We start from the raw sequence: 17,680 nt of genomic DNA, 5'->3' as shown, positions 1-17,680 counted from the left end.
ATATGCCCAAAAGAACCGACATCTCCTCCATCCTCATCATCGGCGCGGGGCCCATCGTTATCGGGCAGGCGGCGGAGTTCGATTATTCGGGGACGCAGGCCGCCAAGGCACTGCGAGAGGAGGGCTATCGCATCATCCTCGTCAATTCGAACCCCGCGACGATCATGACCGATCCGGAGCTAGCCGACGCGACCTATGTCGAACCGATCACGCCGGAAGTCGTCGCCAAGATCATCGAGAAGGAGCGGCCCGACGCGGTGCTCCCGACGATGGGCGGGCAGACGGCGCTCAACACCGCGCTCGCGCTCTTCCGCGACGGCACGCTCGACAAGTTCGGCGTCACCATGATCGGCGCGGATGCCGAGGCCATCGACAAGGCCGAGGACCGCCTGAAATTCCGCGACGCGATGGACAAGATCGGGCTCGAAAGCCCGAAGAGCCAGATCGCCCACAGCCTCGATGATGCGATGAAGGCGCTGGACGTCGTGGGCCTCCCCGCGATCATCCGCCCGTCCTTCACCCTCGGCGGCACGGGCGGCGGCATTGCGTACAATAAGGACGAATTCGTCCGCATCGTGACGGGCGGCCTCGACGCCAGCCCGACGACCGAGGTGCTGATCGAGGAATCCGTCCTCGGCTGGAAGGAATATGAGATGGAGGTGGTCCGCGACCGCGCGGACAATGCCATCATCATCTGCTCGATTGAGAATATCGACCCGATGGGCATCCATACCGGGGATTCGATCACTGTCGCGCCGGCGCTGACGCTGACCGACAAGGAATATCAGATCATGCGCAACGCGAGCATCGCTTGCTTGCGTGAAATCGGTGTCGAAACAGGTGGTTCCAACGTCCAGTTCGCAGTCAATCCGAAGGACGGGCGCCTCGTTGTCATCGAAATGAACCCGCGCGTCAGCCGCTCCTCGGCGCTCGCGTCGAAGGCCACCGGCTTCCCCATCGCCAAGGTCGCCGCGAAGCTCGCCGTGGGCTATACCCTCGACGAGATCGACAACGACATCACCGGCGCGACCCCGGCGAGCTTCGAGCCGACCATCGACTATGTCGTGACGAAGATCCCGCGCTTCGCCTTCGAAAAGTTCAAGGGCTCGGAAGCCCTCCTTTCCACCGCGATGAAATCGGTGGGCGAGGTGATGGCGATCGGCCGCAACATCCACGAAAGCCTGCAAAAGGCCCTGCGCGGCCTCGAAACCGGCCTCACCGGCTTCGACGGCGTCAAATCGCTCTACGGCGCCCCGCGTGAGGAGATTGAGGCCGCGCTCGCCACGCCGTCGCCCGACCGCCTGCTGGTGGCCGCCCAGGCCCTGCGCGAAGGCTTTACCGTCGCGGAAATCCACGCCATCGCCAAATACGACCCCTGGTTCCTGGAGCGGATCAAGGAAATCGTCGAGGCGGAAGAGGGGGTCTGCAAGAACGGCCTGCCGCGCGATGCCGAAGGACTGCGCCGTTTGAAGGCCATGGGCTTTTCCGACAAGCGCCTCGCCGATCTCGCGATCAGGGCGGCCAATGTCGTGGGCGGCAAGACGATGGCTCAGGGCCACGGGCTCATCCATGACACGGTGAAGGCGATGACCGGCGCCACCAGCGAGGATGAGGTCCGCGCGCTCCGCCACAGGCTCGGCGTCCGTCCGGTGTTCAAGCGCATCGACACCTGCGCCGCCGAATTCGCGGCGAAGACCCCTTACATGTATTCGACCTACGAGGCGCCGAGCTTCGGCGCGCCCGAGGACGAAAGCCAGCCGTCCGACGCGAAGAAGGTCGTCATCCTGGGCGGCGGCCCGAACCGGATCGGGCAGGGGATCGAGTTCGATTATTGCTGCTGCCACGCCTGCTTCGCGCTCGATGAGGCGGGCTATGAAACCATCATGGTCAATTGCAATCCGGAGACGGTGTCGACAGATTACGACACGTCCGACCGCCTCTATTTCGAGCCGCTCACCGTCGAAGACGTGCTCGAAATCCTCCACGTCGAACAGTCGCGCGGCACGCTTCACGGCGTCATCGTCCAGTTCGGCGGCCAGACCCCGCTAAAGCTCGCCGCCGCGCTCGAAAGGGCCGGCATTCCGATCCTCGGCACCTCGCCCGATGCCATCGATCTCGCCGAAGACCGCGAGCGTTTCGCCAATCTCGTCACTCGCTTGGGCCTCAAGCAGCCGCGCAATGGCATGGCGCGCAGCCGGGAAGAGGCGCTCGTCGTCGCAGAGCGTATCGGCTATCCCGTCCTCACCCGTCCGTCCTATGTGCTCGGCGGCCGCGCCATGGAGATCGTCGACGGCCCCGCCCAGCTCGAAGACTATATCGTCACCGCCGTGCAGGTGTCCGGCGAAAGCCCGGTCCTCATCGATCAATATCTGCGCGACGCCATTGAGGTCGACGTGGACGCGATCAGCGACGGCACGGAAGTCGCCATCGCCGGCGTGATGCAGCATATCGAGGAAGCGGGCGTCCATTCGGGCGACAGCGCCTGCTCGTTACCCCCCTACAGCCTCGATAAGTCCATTGTGGATGAGATCGAACGCCAGGCGAAGGCGCTCGCCCTCGCTTTGGGTGTGAAGGGCTTGATGAACGTCCAGTTCGCGGTGAAGGACGGCCAGGTCTACCTGATCGAAGTCAATCCGCGCGCCAGCCGCACCGTGCCCTTCGTCGCCAAGGCGATCGGCACCCCGGTCGCCAAGATTGCCGCCCGCGTCATGGCGGGGGAGCCTTTAGCGAAATTCCTGCCGCTCGCCCGCAGCGTCGATCATATCGCGGTCAAGGAAGCCGTCTTCCCCTTCGCGCGCTTCCCGGGCGTCGATCCGGTCCTCTCACCGGAAATGAAATCCACCGGCGAAGTCATGGGAATTGCCAACGATTTTCCGACCGCCTTCCTGAAATCGCAGCTCGGCGGCGGCGTCACGCTTCCCGCGGGCGGCACCTTGTTCGTGTCGGTGAAGGACAGCGACAAAACCCTGATCCTGGAACCCGTCCGCGCGCTTCTCGGCATGGGCTTCAAGGCCGTCGCCACCGGCGGCACCGCCGATTATCTCGTCTCCCAAGGCCTCGACGTCGAACGCGTCAACAAGGTCGCGCAGGGCCGCCCGCATATTGTCGACAAGATCAAGGACGGCGGCATCGACCTCATCTTCAACACGACAGAAGGCTGGCAAAGCCACAAGGATTCGCAATCGATCCGCGTCGCGGCTTTGATGGCGAAGGTGCCTTACTTCACGACTGCGGCCTCAAGCGCGGCGGTCGTGCAGGCAATCGAAGCTCAAAAAGGCCATAGCCTTGAAGTTCGCTCCCTGCAGGATTATTATTCCTGCTCCGACGCGTAATTTTCCGCACATTTTCTTTGACTGCGGACGGCTTTATTGAAGTCGTCCGGCATATGATTTTGACGAAAGGCTTGAGTGATGGCGACGGTCGACAAGATGCCGATGCTGGCCGAGGGCTATGAAAGGCTCCAGACCGAGGTCAAGCACCTGAAAATGGTCGAGCGCCCCGCCGTCATCGACGCGATCGAGGAAGCGCGCGCGCATGGCGACCTGTCCGAAAATGCCGAATATCACGCCGCCAAGGAGCGCCAGGGCCAGATCGAGGCGCAGATCGCCGATATCGAGGATCGCCTGAGCCGCGCCATGGTGATCGACCCGACGACCCTGTCGGGCGACAAGGTCGTGTTCGGCGCGACCGTCCACCTGCTCGACGAAAATGACAAGCCGATCAAATATCAGGTCGTCGGCCAGACGGAGGCGGACGCTAAGGTCGGCCGCATCTCTTATTCCTCGCCGCTCGGCCGCGCCCTCATCGGCCGCCAGGTCGGCGACGAAGTCGAAGTCTCCGCCCCGTCTGGCGACAAATATTACGAGATCGAGAAGATCGAGTTCATTTGAGTTGGCGCAAGAGTTGAGCGATTCCGCCCTCTTACTCCCTCTCCTGCTAGCGGGAGAGGGCTGGGGTGAGGGTGTGCGGCTGAAGCGGCTAAACGCCGCTGAAGGCGCCTCAAAGCTCGCTGTCGCTCGCCACCCTCACCCAACCCTCTCCCGCCGGCGGGAGAGGGCTTAAGCCATGCGCCCGCCCCAAAACTGGCGCACCGCCCGTGTTACCCTCGCCATCGCGGCTGTCACTGCGCTCGCCTGGCTCCTCACCACCACGCTCCGCGCCGACGACTATATGGCCGTCTGGGCTGGCTTTATCCCCGCGCGCATCACTTATGGCGACGAGGGCGGCATGGCGCCGGTCTGGCTCACCCCGCTCACCGCGACCCTCGTCCATGGCGGGATATTCCATCTCGCTTTCAACATGCTGATCCTGCTTTTCTGCGGCCGGTCGGTCGAACCGATCCTGGGCCCGGGCAGCGTCATTACTCTCTACATTGCGGGCGCTTATGCCGCCGCCGCGGCGCAATATGCGGCCGGACCCTCCGAAATCGCCCCGATGATCGGCGCGAGCGGCGCCATCTCCGCCTTGCTCGGCGCCTATGCGCTTCTCTTCGGCCGCAACCGGGTGAAGGTCGCCAATCCCGTCGCCGCGCAATGGCTTCACGCGCTCTGGCTCGGCGCGACCTGGATCGGACTCCAGCTCCTGACCAGCATTACCTTCGACACGGTCGGCCAGCAGGTCGCCATTGCCGCTCATATCGGCGGCTTCCTCGCCGGCCTCGTCCTGATGAAGCCGCTTTTGCTCTACCGTTACCGGAAAGCCTGATTCCCTCCCCCCTTGATGGGAGTACCGGGTCGGTCATGTCCTCGGCATGACCTGAATAGCACGGGGTGGTATTCACCCGGTGCTGCTGGGGTGGGGGGTGATGTTTCCGAAAAGGCGCGCTCTACGTCGTAGATCACCCCCACCAACCTCCCCCATCAAGGGGGAGGCTATAGATTATCCTACCTTGTCCCCAAGGCTCGGTTCGAGCAGCCGGTGGAGGTGGACGACCACATACTTCATCTCGGCATCGTCCACGGTGCGCTGGGCGTTGGCCCGCCAGGCATCGAGCGCGCTGGCATAATCGGGGAACAGGCCGACAAGGTGCACCGCGTCGAGGTCGACGAAATCCAGCCCCTGCGGATCGCGGACGCGTCCGCCGAACACCAGATGCAGCTTGTTCATGCTTTAAACCCCGACTTGCCGGAAACGCCGTCCGCCTAGGCAGGATCGGCGCCAGAGGCAAGGGGGCTGGTTGTAAATAGCCCCTCTCCTTGATGGGGAGGGGTTGGGGAGGGGTGATGCGTCCGGAAGCACTCCGCTCTACGTCGTAAATCACCCCCACCAAACCTCCCCCATCAAGGGGGAGGCTTTACCTAAGTCAATTTCAGGCCTCGCTTTTCTTGCCGCCGACGATCTCGCCGATCTTCTGTTTCACGGCCGCATAGCCAAGCTCGTCCAGTTTCTCGCGGCCCGCGTCGGTCGCGCTCTTCGCGGCTTCGCGCGCCTTGTCGGTCAGCCTGGCCCCGGCGGCGCCCAGCGTTTCCACTTCGCGGCGGGTCTTGGGCAGGAGGGCGGCGATCAGGCCGCCGACCGCCAGCGCCCCGACCACCGCGCCGACCGGATTGGAACCGATGCCGTCGGTTGTGCGGCGGCGGACATTGCTCGTCCGTTCGCGGGCGCTGCGATAGGCTTCGCTGGCCCGGTCGCGGGCGGAGCTGGCCGTGCCGCGGACCCGGCTGGTCGCGCTGGAAAAACGGCCTTTGGGCTGGGTTGCGATGGTGGTGTCATCGTCGATCAGGTCGGTCTTCGTCATACGCTTATTCCTTCACTCATCTTGCGTTCCTCGGGAGAATGAACCTCGCGAGGAGAAAGGGGACTATTGGGTGCAGGTTCCGTGAACGTCGCGGGCAGGGCGTCGGTTGCATAAGGCTTGGACACGAGCGGCGCTTTATCCTCCCGATCCGACAATTTATGCGACAGCCAGCGCAGCGGCCGCTTCGCCACCGCGACGGCCAGCGCGGCGCCGACCGCGGAGGCCGTGATGGGCTGGCCTTTCACCGTGTCCACCACTTCGGCCGCGATGCCGCCGCCAAGATCCTTCACATTGTCCCAGGCGTTGCTGGCAATGGTTTGGGGCCGGAGCGCGGCGCGCGTCGCGACGAAGGTGGAATCGAGCTGCCTCCGCGCCCGTTCGGCCTCGATCCGCGCGAGGCGGATCTTTTCAGCTGTATCGACCTTGCTCATGCCGCCTCCCGCAGTCCGTCGTCCAGGGCTTCCCGCTCCTCCTCGCTGCCGGAGCCGAGCACGGCGAGCTTGCGCGCGCCCGCCCGGATCAGCAGGAAGCCGATGATGCCCGCGACGGCGATCACCGCGACGCCGGCGAGCAGGGGCCCGATCAGCGGCGCGAGGCCCATGACGATGCCGACGATCAGGCCGATAAAGCCTGCAAGGAGCAAGGCGATGCCCGCCCCGAGCAGGATCGCGCCGCTCTTCGCCTTTTCAGCGCGGTGTTGGGCGACCGCCTTCACCAAATTGACCTCGGCCCGCGCCATCGCCTTGCCGTCCGCGATCAGCCGCGAAACGAGATCGCCGATGCCGTCGTCAGGATTGATCCTGGCCAAAGTCAGGCCTCCTCGCGCGGCGTGGCCCGGGAGCCGTTGCTGGAAGCGCCGCTTTCGTCGAGGCCGGCCTTCACAATCCGGACAAGGGTGAAGCCGACCACCGCGGCGATGCCGATGGCTGCGGCCGGGCTCTTGCGGATCAGCGCCTTCGCATCGTCGACCAGCTCGTCCACTTCCTTGTTGCGGATATTGCTGGAGAAATCGGTGACGTAGGTGGCGGCCTTGCGCGCATAGTCGCCATATTCGGAGCCGAGCCGCTCGTCGATCGACCGCGCCGCGTCCTCGACGATACGGGACAGGTCGTCCAGCTTGCCGGTTACGCGGTCCTTGCCGTCCACCGCATAATTGCGCACGCGGTCCGTTGCCTGGCTCTTCAGCGACTGGGCGCCCTGGCGGATCTGGCCCTTGATGCCGGTCGCGTTGCCGCCCGTATCGTCGGTGCCCGTGCTGTTGCCGCTCGCCACGAAGCCGCCGGTTCCGCTTGTGCCCGTGCCGCCGCTCGCGCCGCCCATCGTGCCATTGGTTTCCATCGCGCCGTTGACGATGTGATCGGTGCCTTCGGGAAGTTCATCCGGGTTGCGGGCGGGCATAGTCTACCTCCAGTAAAAGTTGGTGAATCCAGTCTCGCCAGAACACCCGCCGCGCGGCCTTCGTTCCGCTGCCGGACGCGAAAGTTGCGCCGCCGGGCGCGCGCCGATAAGGCACCCAACACATCCAATATAGCTCATAACGAGGCCGTAACAATGACCGCCATTCTCGACGTGCATGCCCGCCAGATTCTCGACAGCCGGGGCAATCCCACGGTCGAGGTCGAAGTGATGCTGGAAGACGGCAGCATGGGCCGCGCCGCGGTGCCCTCCGGCGCCTCCACCGGCGCGCACGAAGCGGTCGAAAAGCGGGACGGGGACAAGGCCGTCTATCTTGGCAAGGGCGTCACCCAGGCGGTGGAAGCGGTCACCGGCGAAATCTTCGAAGCCATTGCCGGTCTCGAGGCGGAGGACCAGGGCGAGATCGACACCGCCCTCATCGAGCTAGACGGCACGGAAAACAAGTCGCGCCTCGGCGCCAACGCCATCCTCGGCGTCAGCCTCGCGGTCGCCAAGGCGGCGGCGGACGCGCGCGGCCTGCCGCTCTACCGCTATGTCGGCGGCGTTTCGGCAGGGGTGCTGCCCGTTCCGATGATGAACATCATCAACGGCGGCGAACATGCCGACAACCCGATCGATTTCCAGGAATTCATGGTGATGCCGGTGGGCGCCGAAAGCCTCGCCGAGGCCGTGCGCTGCGGCGCGGAAATCTTCCACACCCTGAAGAAGCGCCTGCACGATGCCGGCCACTCGACAGCGGTGGGCGACGAAGGCGGTTTCGCGCCGAACCTCGCCAACACAACCGACGCCTTGGACTTCATCATGGCGTCGATCGAAGCGGCTGGATACACGCCCGGCGGCGACGTCATGCTCGCCCTCGATTGCGCCGCGACCGAATTCTTCAAGGACGGCGCCTACCGCATGGTGGGTGAGGGGAAGACCCTCTCTCCGCAAGAAATGGCCGATTACCTCGCCGATCTTGCCGCCCGCTACCCGATCTTCTCGATCGAGGACGGCATGGCCGAGGACGATTTCGAAGGCTGGAAGGCGCTCACCGACAAGATCGGCGACAAGGTCCAGCTCGTCGGGGACGACCTTTTCGTCACCAATCCCAAGCGCCTTGCCATGGGCATTGAAAAGGGCCTCGCCAATTCGCTGCTCGTCAAGGTCAACCAGATCGGCACCCTGTCCGAGACGCTGGAAGCCGTGAGCCTCGCCCAGCGCAACCGCTATACCGCCGTCATGTCGCACCGCTCCGGCGAGACGGAAGACACCACCATCGCCGACCTCGCCGTCGCCACCAACTGCGGCCAGATCAAGACCGGCAGTCTCGCCCGCTCCGACCGCCTCGCCAAATACAACCAGCTCATCCGCATCGAGGAGGAGCTCGGCGCGCAGGCGGTGTATGCGGGCCGCTCGATCCTGCGGTGAAGACTCTGATCCCTTTTCTAGCGCCCTCCTTTCTAAGGGCTCTTTGATAAGAAGGTTTTCCCGCCATCTTAACGTCACCCTGGCGAAAGCCAGGGTCTCGGCGCAAAAGTGCGTCTCACCCGCCGCAAGATTCCGGCTTTCGCCGAAATGACGGGAGGGGCGGAGGCTGACGGAAGCGACCAGAATTCCTCGATTTCCCCACCTTCGCCCTCGAAATCCGCATTTATTTACCATAAGGGCGGGAAAGAACTTGATTCGTCCTGCTTTTACTGATTCTGTGACGCCACGATGACGAACGCGAATAACGCCATCCTGCTGATCCGCCGCGCGGCCTTGCCTGCGCTCGCGATCCTCATCATCGCGAACTTCGCGGGCTATGCGGTGTTCGGCTCGAACGGCATCCTGCAATATGGCGATTATCGCCGCCTGAAGGCGGAACGCTCCATTCAGCTCGCCCAGCTCGAGCAGGAACGCGATCGCCTCGCTCACCGTGCCAACCTTCTCGATCCGCGCAGGGCCGACCCGGACCTCGCTGAGGAAATGGTGCGCAGCGAACTGGGCCTGGTCCGTCAGGACGAAGTGGTCATTCCCATCGCGGACTAAGCATTTGGCTATGCCGGATACGCTTTTTCACCATACGAAAATTTTACTGCTTCCGCGCTGGAACTCTTGATCCAGATCAAGGTTATTGCGCGGAGGGGTGTGGAATTAACTATGTCGAAGCAGTCTAGAGAACATACGCTCAACCAGATCGAAGCGAACCAGTCGGCGCTCCGCGACAGCATTGAGAATACGAAGCAGCTGCTCGATCAATCGGACCGGCTCATCAAGCAGCAGCGCAATGATCTCGATGAAGATGAAGACGAGCGCGAAACACGCCGCTCCATACGCTAGCCGAGATTAGCCAAATCGGTTATTTCCTCGGGTGAAACTGGATTCCCAACTTTCTTGGCGTTTCTGAGTTCAAGTGCCATCCTTAAACTGGGATTGGGAGCCACGTTCTTCTGAGAAGCAAAATTCAAAAAGGGGCGGCGGAGTAATCTAACCTCCTTGGTTCTTCTATCGACGTGCGCTTGCACCGTTCGATCTTTGAGGCCATAGAGCCGCTTCTAGAGAAGAACCGTCAGGAAAGACCAGCGTGGCCAAGACCCCAACCACGAAAGGCAGCGCCGAAACCGCTACGGCAGCGCCGCAACTCTCCAATCGCGAACGCCCGGCCGAGCCGCGGCGTTACGAGGCCTCGAAAGAGGAAATGCTGGAATATTACCGGCAGATGCTCCTCATTCGCCGCTTCGAGGAGAAAGCGGGCCAGCTTTACGGCCTTGGCCTGATCGGCGGCTTCTGCCACCTCTATATCGGCCAGGAAGCGGTCGCGGTCGGCCTGCAATCCGCGCTGGAGCCGGGCCGGGATTCGGTCATCACCGGCTATCGCGACCACGGCCACATGCTCGCTTACGGCATCGATCCCAACGTCATCATGGCCGAACTGACCGGCCGCGCCGCCGGCATTTCGAAGGGCAAGGGCGGCTCGATGCACATGTTCAGCGTCGAACATAAATTCTACGGCGGCCACGGCATCGTCGGCGCGCAAGTCTCGCTCGGCACCGGCCTCGCCTTCAAGCACAAATATGCGGGCGACGGCGGCGTGTGCATGGCCTATTTCGGCGACGGTGCCGCGAACCAGGGTCAGGTCTATGAAAGCTTCAACATGGCCGAGCTCTGGAAGCTCCCGATCATCTATGTGATCGAGAACAACCAGTATGCCATGGGCACCAGCGTCAACCGCGCCAGCTCCGAAGACCAGCTCTACAAGCGCGGCGAAAGCTTCCGCATTCCGGGCATCCAGGTGGATGGCATGGACGTCCTCGCGGTGCGCGGCGCGGCCGAAACGGCGCTCGAATGGGTGCGCGCGGGGAAGGGGCCGATCCTCCTCGAGCTCAAGACCTACCGTTATCGCGGCCATTCCATGTCCGACCCGGCGAAATACCGTTCGCGCGACGAAGTGCAGGCGGTGCGCGACAAGTCCGATCCGATCGAGCATCTGAAGCGCGAGCTGGAAGCCGCCGGCGTCACCGCCGACGAGGTCAAGAAAATCGATACCGACATCAAGCGCATCGTCGCTGAATCGGCCGACTTTGCTGAACAGTCGCCGGAGCCCGATCTGTCCGAACTCTACACCGACGTCCTGGTGGAAACATACTGATGGCCATCGAACTCAAAATGCCCGCCCTTTCCCCTACCATGGAGGAAGGCACGCTCGCCAAATGGCTGGTGAAGGAAGGCGACGAAGTGAAGTCCGGCGACATCCTCGCCGAAATCGAAACCGACAAGGCCACGATGGAATTCGAGGCCGTCGACGAAGGCACTGTCGCCAAGATCCTGGTGCCGGAAGGATCCGACGGCGTGAAGGTCGGCACCGTCATCGCGATGATCGCGGGCGAGGGGGAGGATGCGTCGAACGTTACCGCTCCGACAGCTTCGGCCGCGTCGGTCCAGCAGCCGAGCGATCAGGGAACCGAAGTCCAGTCCAAGGGCCAGGAACAGCCGGCGAAGGCGGACACCGGCGCGACCCAGCTCACCGCACCCGCCTCCCGCCAAGCAGCCGACCCCGAAGTGCCGGAAGGCACCGAAATGGTCCGCACCACGGTCCGCGAAGCGCTCCGCGACGCGATGGCCGAGGAAATGCGCGCCGACGATCGCGTCTTCGTGATGGGCGAGGAAGTCGCGCAATATCAGGGCGCCTATAAGGTCACTCAGGGCCTGCTCGACGAATTCGGCGACCGCCGCGTCATCGACACGCCGATCACCGAATATGGCTTCGCGGGCGTTGGCACTGGCGCGGCGATGGGCGGCCTCCGCCCGATCATCGAATTCATGACCTTCAACTTCGCCATGCAGGCGATCGACCACATCATCAACTCGGCGGCCAAGACGAATTATATGTCCGGCGGCCAGATGCGCTGCCCGATCGTGTTCCGTGGGCCCAACGGCGCCGCGGCGCGCGTCGGCGCGCAACACAGCCAGAATTACGGCCCGTGGTACGCGAGCGTCCCGGGCCTCATCGTCATCGCGCCCTACACGGCGGCGGACGCGAAAGGCCTTTTGAAAGCCGCGATCCGCAGCGAAGACCCGGTCGTCTTCCTCGAAAACGAGCTGATGTACGGCCAGAGCTTCGACGTGCCGAAACTCGACGATTACGTCTTGCCCATCGGCAAGGCCCGCATTGCCCGCGAGGGCAAGGACGTGACGCTGGTGAGCTACTCGATCGGCGTCGGCGTCGCCCTCGACGCGGCCGAAAAGCTCGCCGCCGAGGGCATCGAGGCCGAAGTCGTCGACCTCCGCACCCTTCGCCCGCTCGATACGCAAACGGTGCTGAAGAGCCTCGCCAAAACCAACCGCATGGTGGTGGTCGAGGAAGGCTGGCCGGTCTGCTCGATCGCGTCCGAGATCATGGCCGTCGCGATGGAGAAGGGCTTCGACGACCTCGACGCCCCGGTCCTCCGCGTCACCAACGAAGACGTGCCGCTGCCTTATGCCGCGAACCTCGAAAAGGCCGCGCTGATCAAGGTCGACGACGTCGTCGCGGCGGCAAAGAAGGTCACGTATCGGTGATAAGAACCCTCCCCCTCGATGGGGGAGGAGCAAGGCGGCTCTTGGGTTTGTCCGGGGGACAAACCTGCCGCCTTGCTGGTGGGGGTGATCTCTCCACCCGCACCGAGCTTTGCCCGAACATCACCCCTCCCCAACCCCTCCCCATCGAGGGGAGGGGCTAATGCTCGACCCCGATCGCACTCTCGCTTTGGCCTACGTCCCGGCTCGCCATCGCGAGGCCGTCCGCGCCCTCTGGACCCTGGACGCAGCCCTCGGCGCCGCCCTCACCACGGGCCGCGAACCCGCCATCCGCCAGATCAAGCTCGCCTGGTGGCGCGAGGCCCTGGAACGGCTCGACACCGCGCCCGCGCCCGCCGAGCCGGTCCTCCAGGCGCTGGAAACCCATGTCCTCCCGCGCGGCGTCGCCGGTGGCGCGCTGGCAGGATTGGAGGAGGGCTGGCGCATGCTCCTCGCCGGCAATCTCGATGGAGCGGCACTGGACATTTATGCAGCCGAACGCGGCGGCCTGTTGTTCCGCCTGACCGCCCAGCTTCTCGCGGCAAGCAGCCCGGCCCCGAATTGGGGGGAGGGATGGGCCCTCGCCGATCTCGCCCGCAACGCTAGCGATCCCGGCGAGCGCAATGCGGCCCTGATCGCTGCCTGGGAGAGGTTGCGGGACAAAGGCACGTCCATGCCCCGCGCCATCCGTCCCTTGACGATGCTCGCCAAGCTCGCCCGCCGCGATGCAAGCTGCGGCCTGCCCTTCGAGCCGCAAGGCGCGCCGCGTCGCATGGCCGCGATGCTGGCGCACCGCCTCACCGGCCGCTGACTTGGAATGTCGGGAATCTTCCTTTAGCCTCGGCGGAAAGGGGAAAGAATGATGGGGCGTTTCTTGGCGGGCGTCGGGTCGGCGCTGTTGCTCGTATTGGCGGGTTTCTTCATTTGGAAAAGCCGGGCCGAATCCGAAGACCCGATTCCGCCCGCGCCCGCCGCGCGGCAAGCAGGCGTCTCGCCGCTCCTTCAGCAGGTGCCCGAGCCGCCCGCCGCTTCGGAGAAAACGAAGGAAGAGAAACGCTTCGCCCGCGCCGACAAGGATGATGACGGCCGCATCACCCGGGCCGAACTGCTCCAGCCCCGCCAGAAGCCGTTCGCCAAGCTCGACAAGAACGGCAATGGCAGCCTGTCCTTCGAGGAATGGGCCGCGACCACGGTCGAGAAATTCGACGGTGCCGACAAGGACCGCTCCGGCTGGCTCAGCCCCAGGGAGTATGAAACCACCAAGCCGAAGCCGCCCAAGCGGAAGAAGTGCGCCTGCTAGTCGAATAAGTGCTCCTGCTTTCGCAGAGCACTCTATCTCCTGCTATCGTTGAGCGCCCAGGCGAGGCCACCCTTCACATGGGCGAGGAAATACGGATCGGAATAACTCTGGCTGGTATGGCCCAGCGCCGTATAGAAAATCCGGCCACTGCCTTCCGTGCGGGCCCATGAGATCGGCCAGGCCCCACCTTGTTCGCCGATCGATGCGGGGTCGAGGGTCATGAGCAACCGGGCCTTCGGATCATATTTCTGGATACGATACCATTCGTCGATCCGCGCATGCGATGTCGGAATGTCACGGGTTGCCCGATGGGACGGATCGGTCACCGTCAACCGGCCCTGGGGCGTGCCCGGCGGATGCCGCTCGAACTGGCCGCCGAGCAAGGCTGCATACCAGGGCGAATGATAATGGGAATCGGACGCCGCGTGGATGCCGACGATCGCGCCGCCCTTGCGCACGAATTTTTGCAGCGCCTCGGCCCGCGTGCCCGTCAACCATTCGCTCGCCGGGTTCTTGGGGTCGGTCGTCGAACTGAGGAAGATGATGGCGTCGAAGCCTTCGAGACTCTTCAGTGTGAAAATATCCGGCGTTTCGGTCGCGACCGGCGTATGCCCCTGCTCGCGCACCAGCCTGGACAAAGCGGGCACTGCCACCGCGATGGATTCATGCCGGTAGCCGGTCGTGTGGCTGAAGATCAGCACCCGCTTCGAAGCGAAGAGCGAACGGTCCGGCTGCGGCGACGTGCAGCCTGTCAGCATCAGGATGGATAGAAGAAGTTCCGCGAAAATCCTCATATCGCCTCCCGCCATCCGGCAAGCGCCTCGCGCGCCCGCGCCGTGTACATTTGTTTCCTGTCCGCCTTTTTGGTCTTTCCAAGGATCGGCGGGAAGAGGCCGAAATTGACGTTCATCGGCTGATAGCTGTCCGCCTCCGCCCCGCCGGTGATGTGACCGAGCAATGCGCCCAATGCGGTTTCGGGCGGGGGCGGGGGCAGGATGCCGCCTGCAAGCTCCGCCGCCGCGAACCGCCCCGCGAGGAGGCCCACCGCCGCCGATTCCACATAGCCCTCGCAGCCGGTGATCTGCCCGGCGAAGCGGATATGCGGATGCGACTTCAGCCGCAAGGTTCCATCCAGCAGTTGCGGCGAATTGATGAAGGTATTCCGGTGCAGCCCGCCCAGCCGCGCGAATTCGGCATTTTCAAGGCCCGGAATGGTGCGGAACAGCCGCACCTGCTCGGCATATTTGAGCTTGGTTTGGAAGCCGACCATGTTCCACAATGTGCCGAGCGCATTGTCCTGGCGCAGCTGCACCACCGCATAGGGCCAGCGCCCGGTGCGCGGATCGTCGAGGCCGACTGGCTTCATCGGCCCATGGCGGAGGGTCTCGATACCGCGTTCCGCCATCACTTCGATCGGCATGCAGCCTTCGAAATAGGGCGTGTCCTTCTCCCACTCTCGAAAGTCGGTCTTCTCGCCGTCGATCAGGCCCTGGACGAAGGCATGATATTGCTCCTTGTCCATCGGGCAGTTGATGTAGTCCTTGCCATCATCGGGTGAAGATTGCCCCCGGCAATCTTCAGTCGATCCGGGGGATCGACGGCCCGATGATCCCTTGTTCCACCGCGACTGGAACCAGCACACCTCCATGTCGATCGTGTCGCGATGGACGATGGGCGCGATGGCATCGAAGAAGGCGAGCGCATCCCTCCCGGTCGCCGCGCCGATGGACTCGGCGAGCTTGGCGGCGGTCAATGGTCCGGTCGCGACGATGACGGGAGTGGAGGCGTCGGCGGGCAGGGCATCCACCCGCTCGCGTACCAGCTCGACGTTCGGGTGCCCCGCGACCTTCTCGGTCACCGCGGCCGAGAAGCCGTCGCGGTCCACGGCCAGCGCGGATCCTGCTGGAACCTTATGCACGTCTGCGCAAGCCATGATGACCGAACCTAAGGCTCGCATCTCCGCGTGGAGCAACCCGACCGCATTATTGTCCGCATCGTCCGATCGGAAGCTGTTCGAGCAGACCAATTCGGCAAGGCTGTCGGTGTGATGGGCAGGCGTGGCCTCCACGCCGCGCATTTCGGACAGGCGCACTTTCACGCCTGCTTGCGCCAATTGCCATGCCGCTTCCGACCCCGCGAGGCCGCCGCCGATGATATGAACCTGTGCCGTCATGCGCGGGCCATAGCGCGGGCGGGGCCGGGGGGAAACCGTTCAGGCCGGTTGCGGGCGGTTGGCCCAGACGGCGAGCAGCAGGCCCGCAAAGCCGCACAGCGCGAAGCCGGCGAGCAGCGGAATGGTCGTCCCGTTGAAATGCTGGCCGACCCACAGGCCGATCAACGCGCCGCCAACCGTGGTGATGAGGCCCTGCACCGACGAAGCCGTCCCGGCAATGTGGCCCAGCGGCTGCATCGCGACCGAGCCGAGATTGGCCGAAATCAGCCCGAAACAGGCCATAGTCAGCGCCTGCAGGACGATGAAAGTCAGCAGGTTTTCACCCAGGAAATAACTGATGCCGAGGTGCAGCGTGGCGATCCCCGCGAACAGCGCCAGGCCCGCGAGCATGATCCGCCGCGATCCGATCCGTTCGACGATGCGGGAGTTGAGATAGGAGCTGATCGCCATCGGCCCCGCGATGCTGGCGAAGACGACCGCCATCAGGTCCGGACGCTTGAACACGTCGAACACGATCTGCTGGATCGAGTTGATGAAGGAAAAGAGTCCGCCCATCACCAGGGTCAGCGCCAATGTGTTGCCGATCGACAGGCGATGCGTAAGCGTCATGCTCACCGCTTCCCGAATCTTGCTCAGCGAGAGAGGGCGTCGTTTCTCGACGGGCAATGTCTCGGGCAGGCGGATCAGCGCCCATGTCAGGACGGCGGCGCCGTAAATGGCGAGCGTGATGAAGATGACGCGCCATGTCGCGACGGCCAGGATCGCTTGTCCAAGCGCGGGCGCAAGCACCGGCACCAGCATGAAGACGATGAAGGTGATGGACATGACTCGCGCCATGGTCGGCCCCTGGAACCGGTCCCGCGCGATGGATACGACCAGCACCCGCGTTCCCGCCGCCGCGAGCCCCTGGCAGAACCGCGCGCCGAGCAGCAGGGTGAAGCTGGATGCGATCCCCGCCAGCAAGGCGAAAACGGCGTAGAAGAGCAGGCTGACGACCAGGATCGGCTTGCGCCCGAACCGGTCGGAAAACGGCCCATAGGGAAGCTGCGCCACCCCGAAGCCCAGCAGATACGCCGTGATGACCAGCTGCCGCTGATTTTCGTCCGCGACGTTCAGGGACGCACCAATGGACGGAAGCGCGGGCAGCATCGAATCGATGGCGAGCGCGTTCACCGCCATCAACGCGGCCATCATCGCGACGAATTCGTGAAGCCGCGGGCCGGTCCAAAGCGGGCTGTCCGCGGGGCGGGCGTCTGTCATGCTTCGTCTTTCGTAACGGGGCAGGGCGCGCCCGCGCGGGGATGGGACGCGGCAGGAACGGTCAGGTTCCATTTCCCTTCGGTCGAAAGGCCGATAGGACAGCGGACGGAGGTTGTCCAAGATGATCGTCGTCCACCATCTCGAAAATTCGCGCTCGCAGCGCGTCCTCTGGCTGCTGGAGGAACTCGGCATGCCCTATCGCGTGCATCGTTACCTGCGCGATCCCAAGACGATGCTCGCCCCGCGCGAATTGCGCCAGGTTCATCCGCTCGGCAAATCGCCGGTCATCGAGGATGAGGGCCGGATCGTCGCCGAAAGCGGCGCCATCGTCGAATATCTCGTCGAGAAAGCGGGTGGAAAGCTCGGCCCCCCGGCCAAGCGCGACGATGTCCTGCGCTACCGCCAATTCATCCACTATGCGGAAGGCTCGATGATGCCGCCGCTCTTCGCGATGCTGGTCGTCAACCGCCTCGGCATCCTCGGCAGGCCCGCCCGCGCGCCGATCCAGCGCATGCTGGACGCGCATCTCGATTGGCTGGAAAGCGAGCTGTCGAGCCGCGACTGGTTCGCGGGCGATACCTTCACCGCCGCCGACATCATGATGAGCTTCCCGCTCGAAGCCGCCCGCCACCGCGCGGGGCTGGACGACCGGCGGCCGCACCTCATCGACTGGCTCGACCGCATCCATGCCCGACCGGCTTATGGCGCCGCGCTGAAAGAAGGCGGCGCTTACGCTTATGCCTGAGTTGAGATCCTCCACGGAACGACCCGAAGG

At 64.1% G+C, this 17,680-nt stretch carries 19 protein-coding genes; 11 read left to right on the top strand and 8 right to left on the bottom strand.

Annotated features, from left to right (window positions below):
- The first annotated feature begins 2 nt into the window (after positions 1 to 2).
- From carB to IC614_RS03920, 3 genes are all read left to right on the top strand, one after another.
- The gene (carB, locus tag IC614_RS03930; protein ID WP_200972496.1) at positions 3 to 3,332 is read left to right on the top strand and encodes a carbamoyl-phosphate synthase large subunit; all 3,330 of its coding nucleotides are present in this window, start codon (positions 3 to 5) and stop codon (positions 3,330 to 3,332) included.
- A 78-nt stretch (positions 3,333 to 3,410) separates the two neighbouring features.
- Positions 3,411 to 3,890 (top strand): transcription elongation factor GreA, encoded by a 480-nt coding sequence (gene greA, locus IC614_RS03925; RefSeq protein ID WP_200972494.1) that lies wholly within the window; start codon positions 3,411 to 3,413, stop codon positions 3,888 to 3,890.
- A gap of 175 nt (positions 3,891 to 4,065) precedes the next feature.
- Positions 4,066 to 4,704: a rhomboid family intramembrane serine protease gene (locus IC614_RS03920; RefSeq protein ID WP_200972493.1), complete on the top strand. Its 639-nt coding sequence runs from the start codon at positions 4,066 to 4,068 to the stop codon at positions 4,702 to 4,704.
- 174 nt (positions 4,705 to 4,878) lie between these two features.
- Here IC614_RS03920 and IC614_RS03915 read toward each other — a convergent pair whose 3' ends face one another.
- The 5 genes from IC614_RS03915 to IC614_RS03895 form a co-directional block, all read right to left on the bottom strand.
- Positions 4,879 to 5,106, bottom strand: a complete 228-nt coding sequence (locus tag IC614_RS03915; protein WP_200972491.1) for a DUF4170 domain-containing protein — start codon at positions 5,104 to 5,106, stop codon at positions 4,879 to 4,881.
- 202 nt (positions 5,107 to 5,308) lie between these two features.
- Complete coding sequence (locus IC614_RS03910) at positions 5,309 to 5,737, bottom strand: hypothetical protein (protein ID WP_200972490.1); 429 nt, start codon at positions 5,735 to 5,737, stop codon at positions 5,309 to 5,311.
- Positions 5,734 to 6,168 carry a hypothetical protein gene (locus tag IC614_RS03905; RefSeq protein ID WP_200972489.1) on the bottom strand — a complete coding sequence of 145 codons (435 nt, stop codon included), beginning with the start codon at positions 6,166 to 6,168 and terminating at the stop codon, positions 5,734 to 5,736. The genes IC614_RS03910 and IC614_RS03905 overlap by 4 nt, the downstream gene beginning before the upstream one ends.
- On the bottom strand, positions 6,165 to 6,545 hold the full coding sequence (locus tag IC614_RS03900) for a phage holin family protein (RefSeq protein WP_200972488.1): 381 nt from the start codon (positions 6,543 to 6,545) through the stop codon (positions 6,165 to 6,167). Before IC614_RS03900 ends, IC614_RS03905 begins: the two co-directional genes overlap by 4 nt.
- 2 nt (positions 6,546 to 6,547) lie before the next feature.
- Entirely contained in the window at positions 6,548 to 7,135 is a 588-nt protein-coding gene (locus IC614_RS03895) for a hypothetical protein (RefSeq protein WP_200972487.1), read from the bottom strand.
- A gap of 153 nt (positions 7,136 to 7,288) precedes the next feature.
- Between IC614_RS03895 and eno the strand changes: the two genes are divergently transcribed.
- From eno to IC614_RS03860, 7 genes are all read left to right on the top strand, one after another.
- The gene (eno, locus tag IC614_RS03890; RefSeq protein ID WP_200972486.1) at positions 7,289 to 8,563 is read left to right on the top strand and encodes a phosphopyruvate hydratase; all 1,275 of its coding nucleotides are present in this window, start codon (positions 7,289 to 7,291) and stop codon (positions 8,561 to 8,563) included.
- A gap of 288 nt (positions 8,564 to 8,851) precedes the next feature.
- On the top strand, positions 8,852 to 9,166 hold the full coding sequence (locus IC614_RS03885) for an FtsB family cell division protein (protein ID WP_200972485.1): 315 nt from the start codon (positions 8,852 to 8,854) through the stop codon (positions 9,164 to 9,166).
- Positions 9,167 to 9,277: 111 nt separating this feature from the next.
- Positions 9,278 to 9,457, top strand: a complete 180-nt coding sequence (locus IC614_RS03880) for a hypothetical protein (RefSeq protein ID WP_200972483.1) — start codon at positions 9,278 to 9,280, stop codon at positions 9,455 to 9,457.
- Between the two features lie 244 nt (positions 9,458 to 9,701).
- Positions 9,702 to 10,766, top strand: coding sequence for a pyruvate dehydrogenase (acetyl-transferring) E1 component subunit alpha (gene pdhA, locus IC614_RS03875; protein WP_226372721.1), 1,065 nt, complete (start codon positions 9,702 to 9,704; stop codon positions 10,764 to 10,766).
- Entirely contained in the window at positions 10,766 to 12,175 is a 1,410-nt protein-coding gene (locus tag IC614_RS03870; protein WP_200972482.1) for a pyruvate dehydrogenase complex E1 component subunit beta, read from the top strand. Before pdhA ends, IC614_RS03870 begins: the two co-directional genes overlap by 1 nt.
- A 160-nt stretch (positions 12,176 to 12,335) precedes the next feature.
- A complete protein-coding gene (locus IC614_RS03865) occupies positions 12,336 to 12,983 on the top strand; it encodes a squalene/phytoene synthase family protein (protein WP_200972481.1) in 648 nt (215 codons plus the stop codon).
- Positions 12,984 to 13,031: 48 nt separating this feature from the next.
- Entirely contained in the window at positions 13,032 to 13,472 is a 441-nt protein-coding gene (locus IC614_RS03860; protein WP_226372720.1) for an EF-hand domain-containing protein, read from the top strand.
- A 32-nt stretch (positions 13,473 to 13,504) separates the two neighbouring features.
- On the opposite strand, the gene IC614_RS03855 is transcribed toward IC614_RS03860, so the two are convergent.
- Genes IC614_RS03855 through IC614_RS03845 form a run of 3 tightly spaced genes read right to left on the bottom strand, consistent with a single transcriptional unit; the run spans position 13,505 to position 16,905 of the window.
- Positions 13,505 to 14,266 carry a ThuA domain-containing protein gene (locus IC614_RS03855; protein ID WP_200972480.1) on the bottom strand — a complete coding sequence of 254 codons (762 nt, stop codon included), beginning with the start codon at positions 14,264 to 14,266 and terminating at the stop codon, positions 13,505 to 13,507.
- Positions 14,263 to 15,645 carry a methylenetetrahydrofolate--tRNA-(uracil(54)-C(5))-methyltransferase (FADH(2)-oxidizing) TrmFO gene (trmFO, locus tag IC614_RS03850; RefSeq protein ID WP_200972479.1) on the bottom strand — a complete coding sequence of 461 codons (1,383 nt, stop codon included), beginning with the start codon at positions 15,643 to 15,645 and terminating at the stop codon, positions 14,263 to 14,265. The genes IC614_RS03855 and trmFO overlap by 4 nt, the downstream gene beginning before the upstream one ends.
- A gap of 39 nt (positions 15,646 to 15,684) precedes the next feature.
- On the bottom strand, positions 15,685 to 16,905 hold the full coding sequence (locus IC614_RS03845) for a multidrug effflux MFS transporter (RefSeq protein WP_200972478.1): 1,221 nt from the start codon (positions 16,903 to 16,905) through the stop codon (positions 15,685 to 15,687).
- A gap of 121 nt (positions 16,906 to 17,026) precedes the next feature.
- On the opposite strand from IC614_RS03845, the gene IC614_RS03840 reads away from it, so the two are divergent.
- Positions 17,027 to 17,650, top strand: a complete 624-nt coding sequence (locus tag IC614_RS03840; protein ID WP_200973085.1) for a glutathione S-transferase family protein — start codon at positions 17,027 to 17,029, stop codon at positions 17,648 to 17,650.
- Positions 17,651 to 17,680: the final 30 nt, after the last annotated feature.

Origin of the sequence: Sphingosinicella flava (genome assembly GCF_016025255.1) — a bacterium.
GTDB classification, from domain to species: domain Bacteria; phylum Pseudomonadota; class Alphaproteobacteria; order Sphingomonadales; family Sphingomonadaceae; genus Allosphingosinicella; species Allosphingosinicella flava.
The sequence above is the reverse complement of the archived record's forward strand: the minus strand, read 5'-3'. Positions and strand labels throughout refer to the sequence as shown.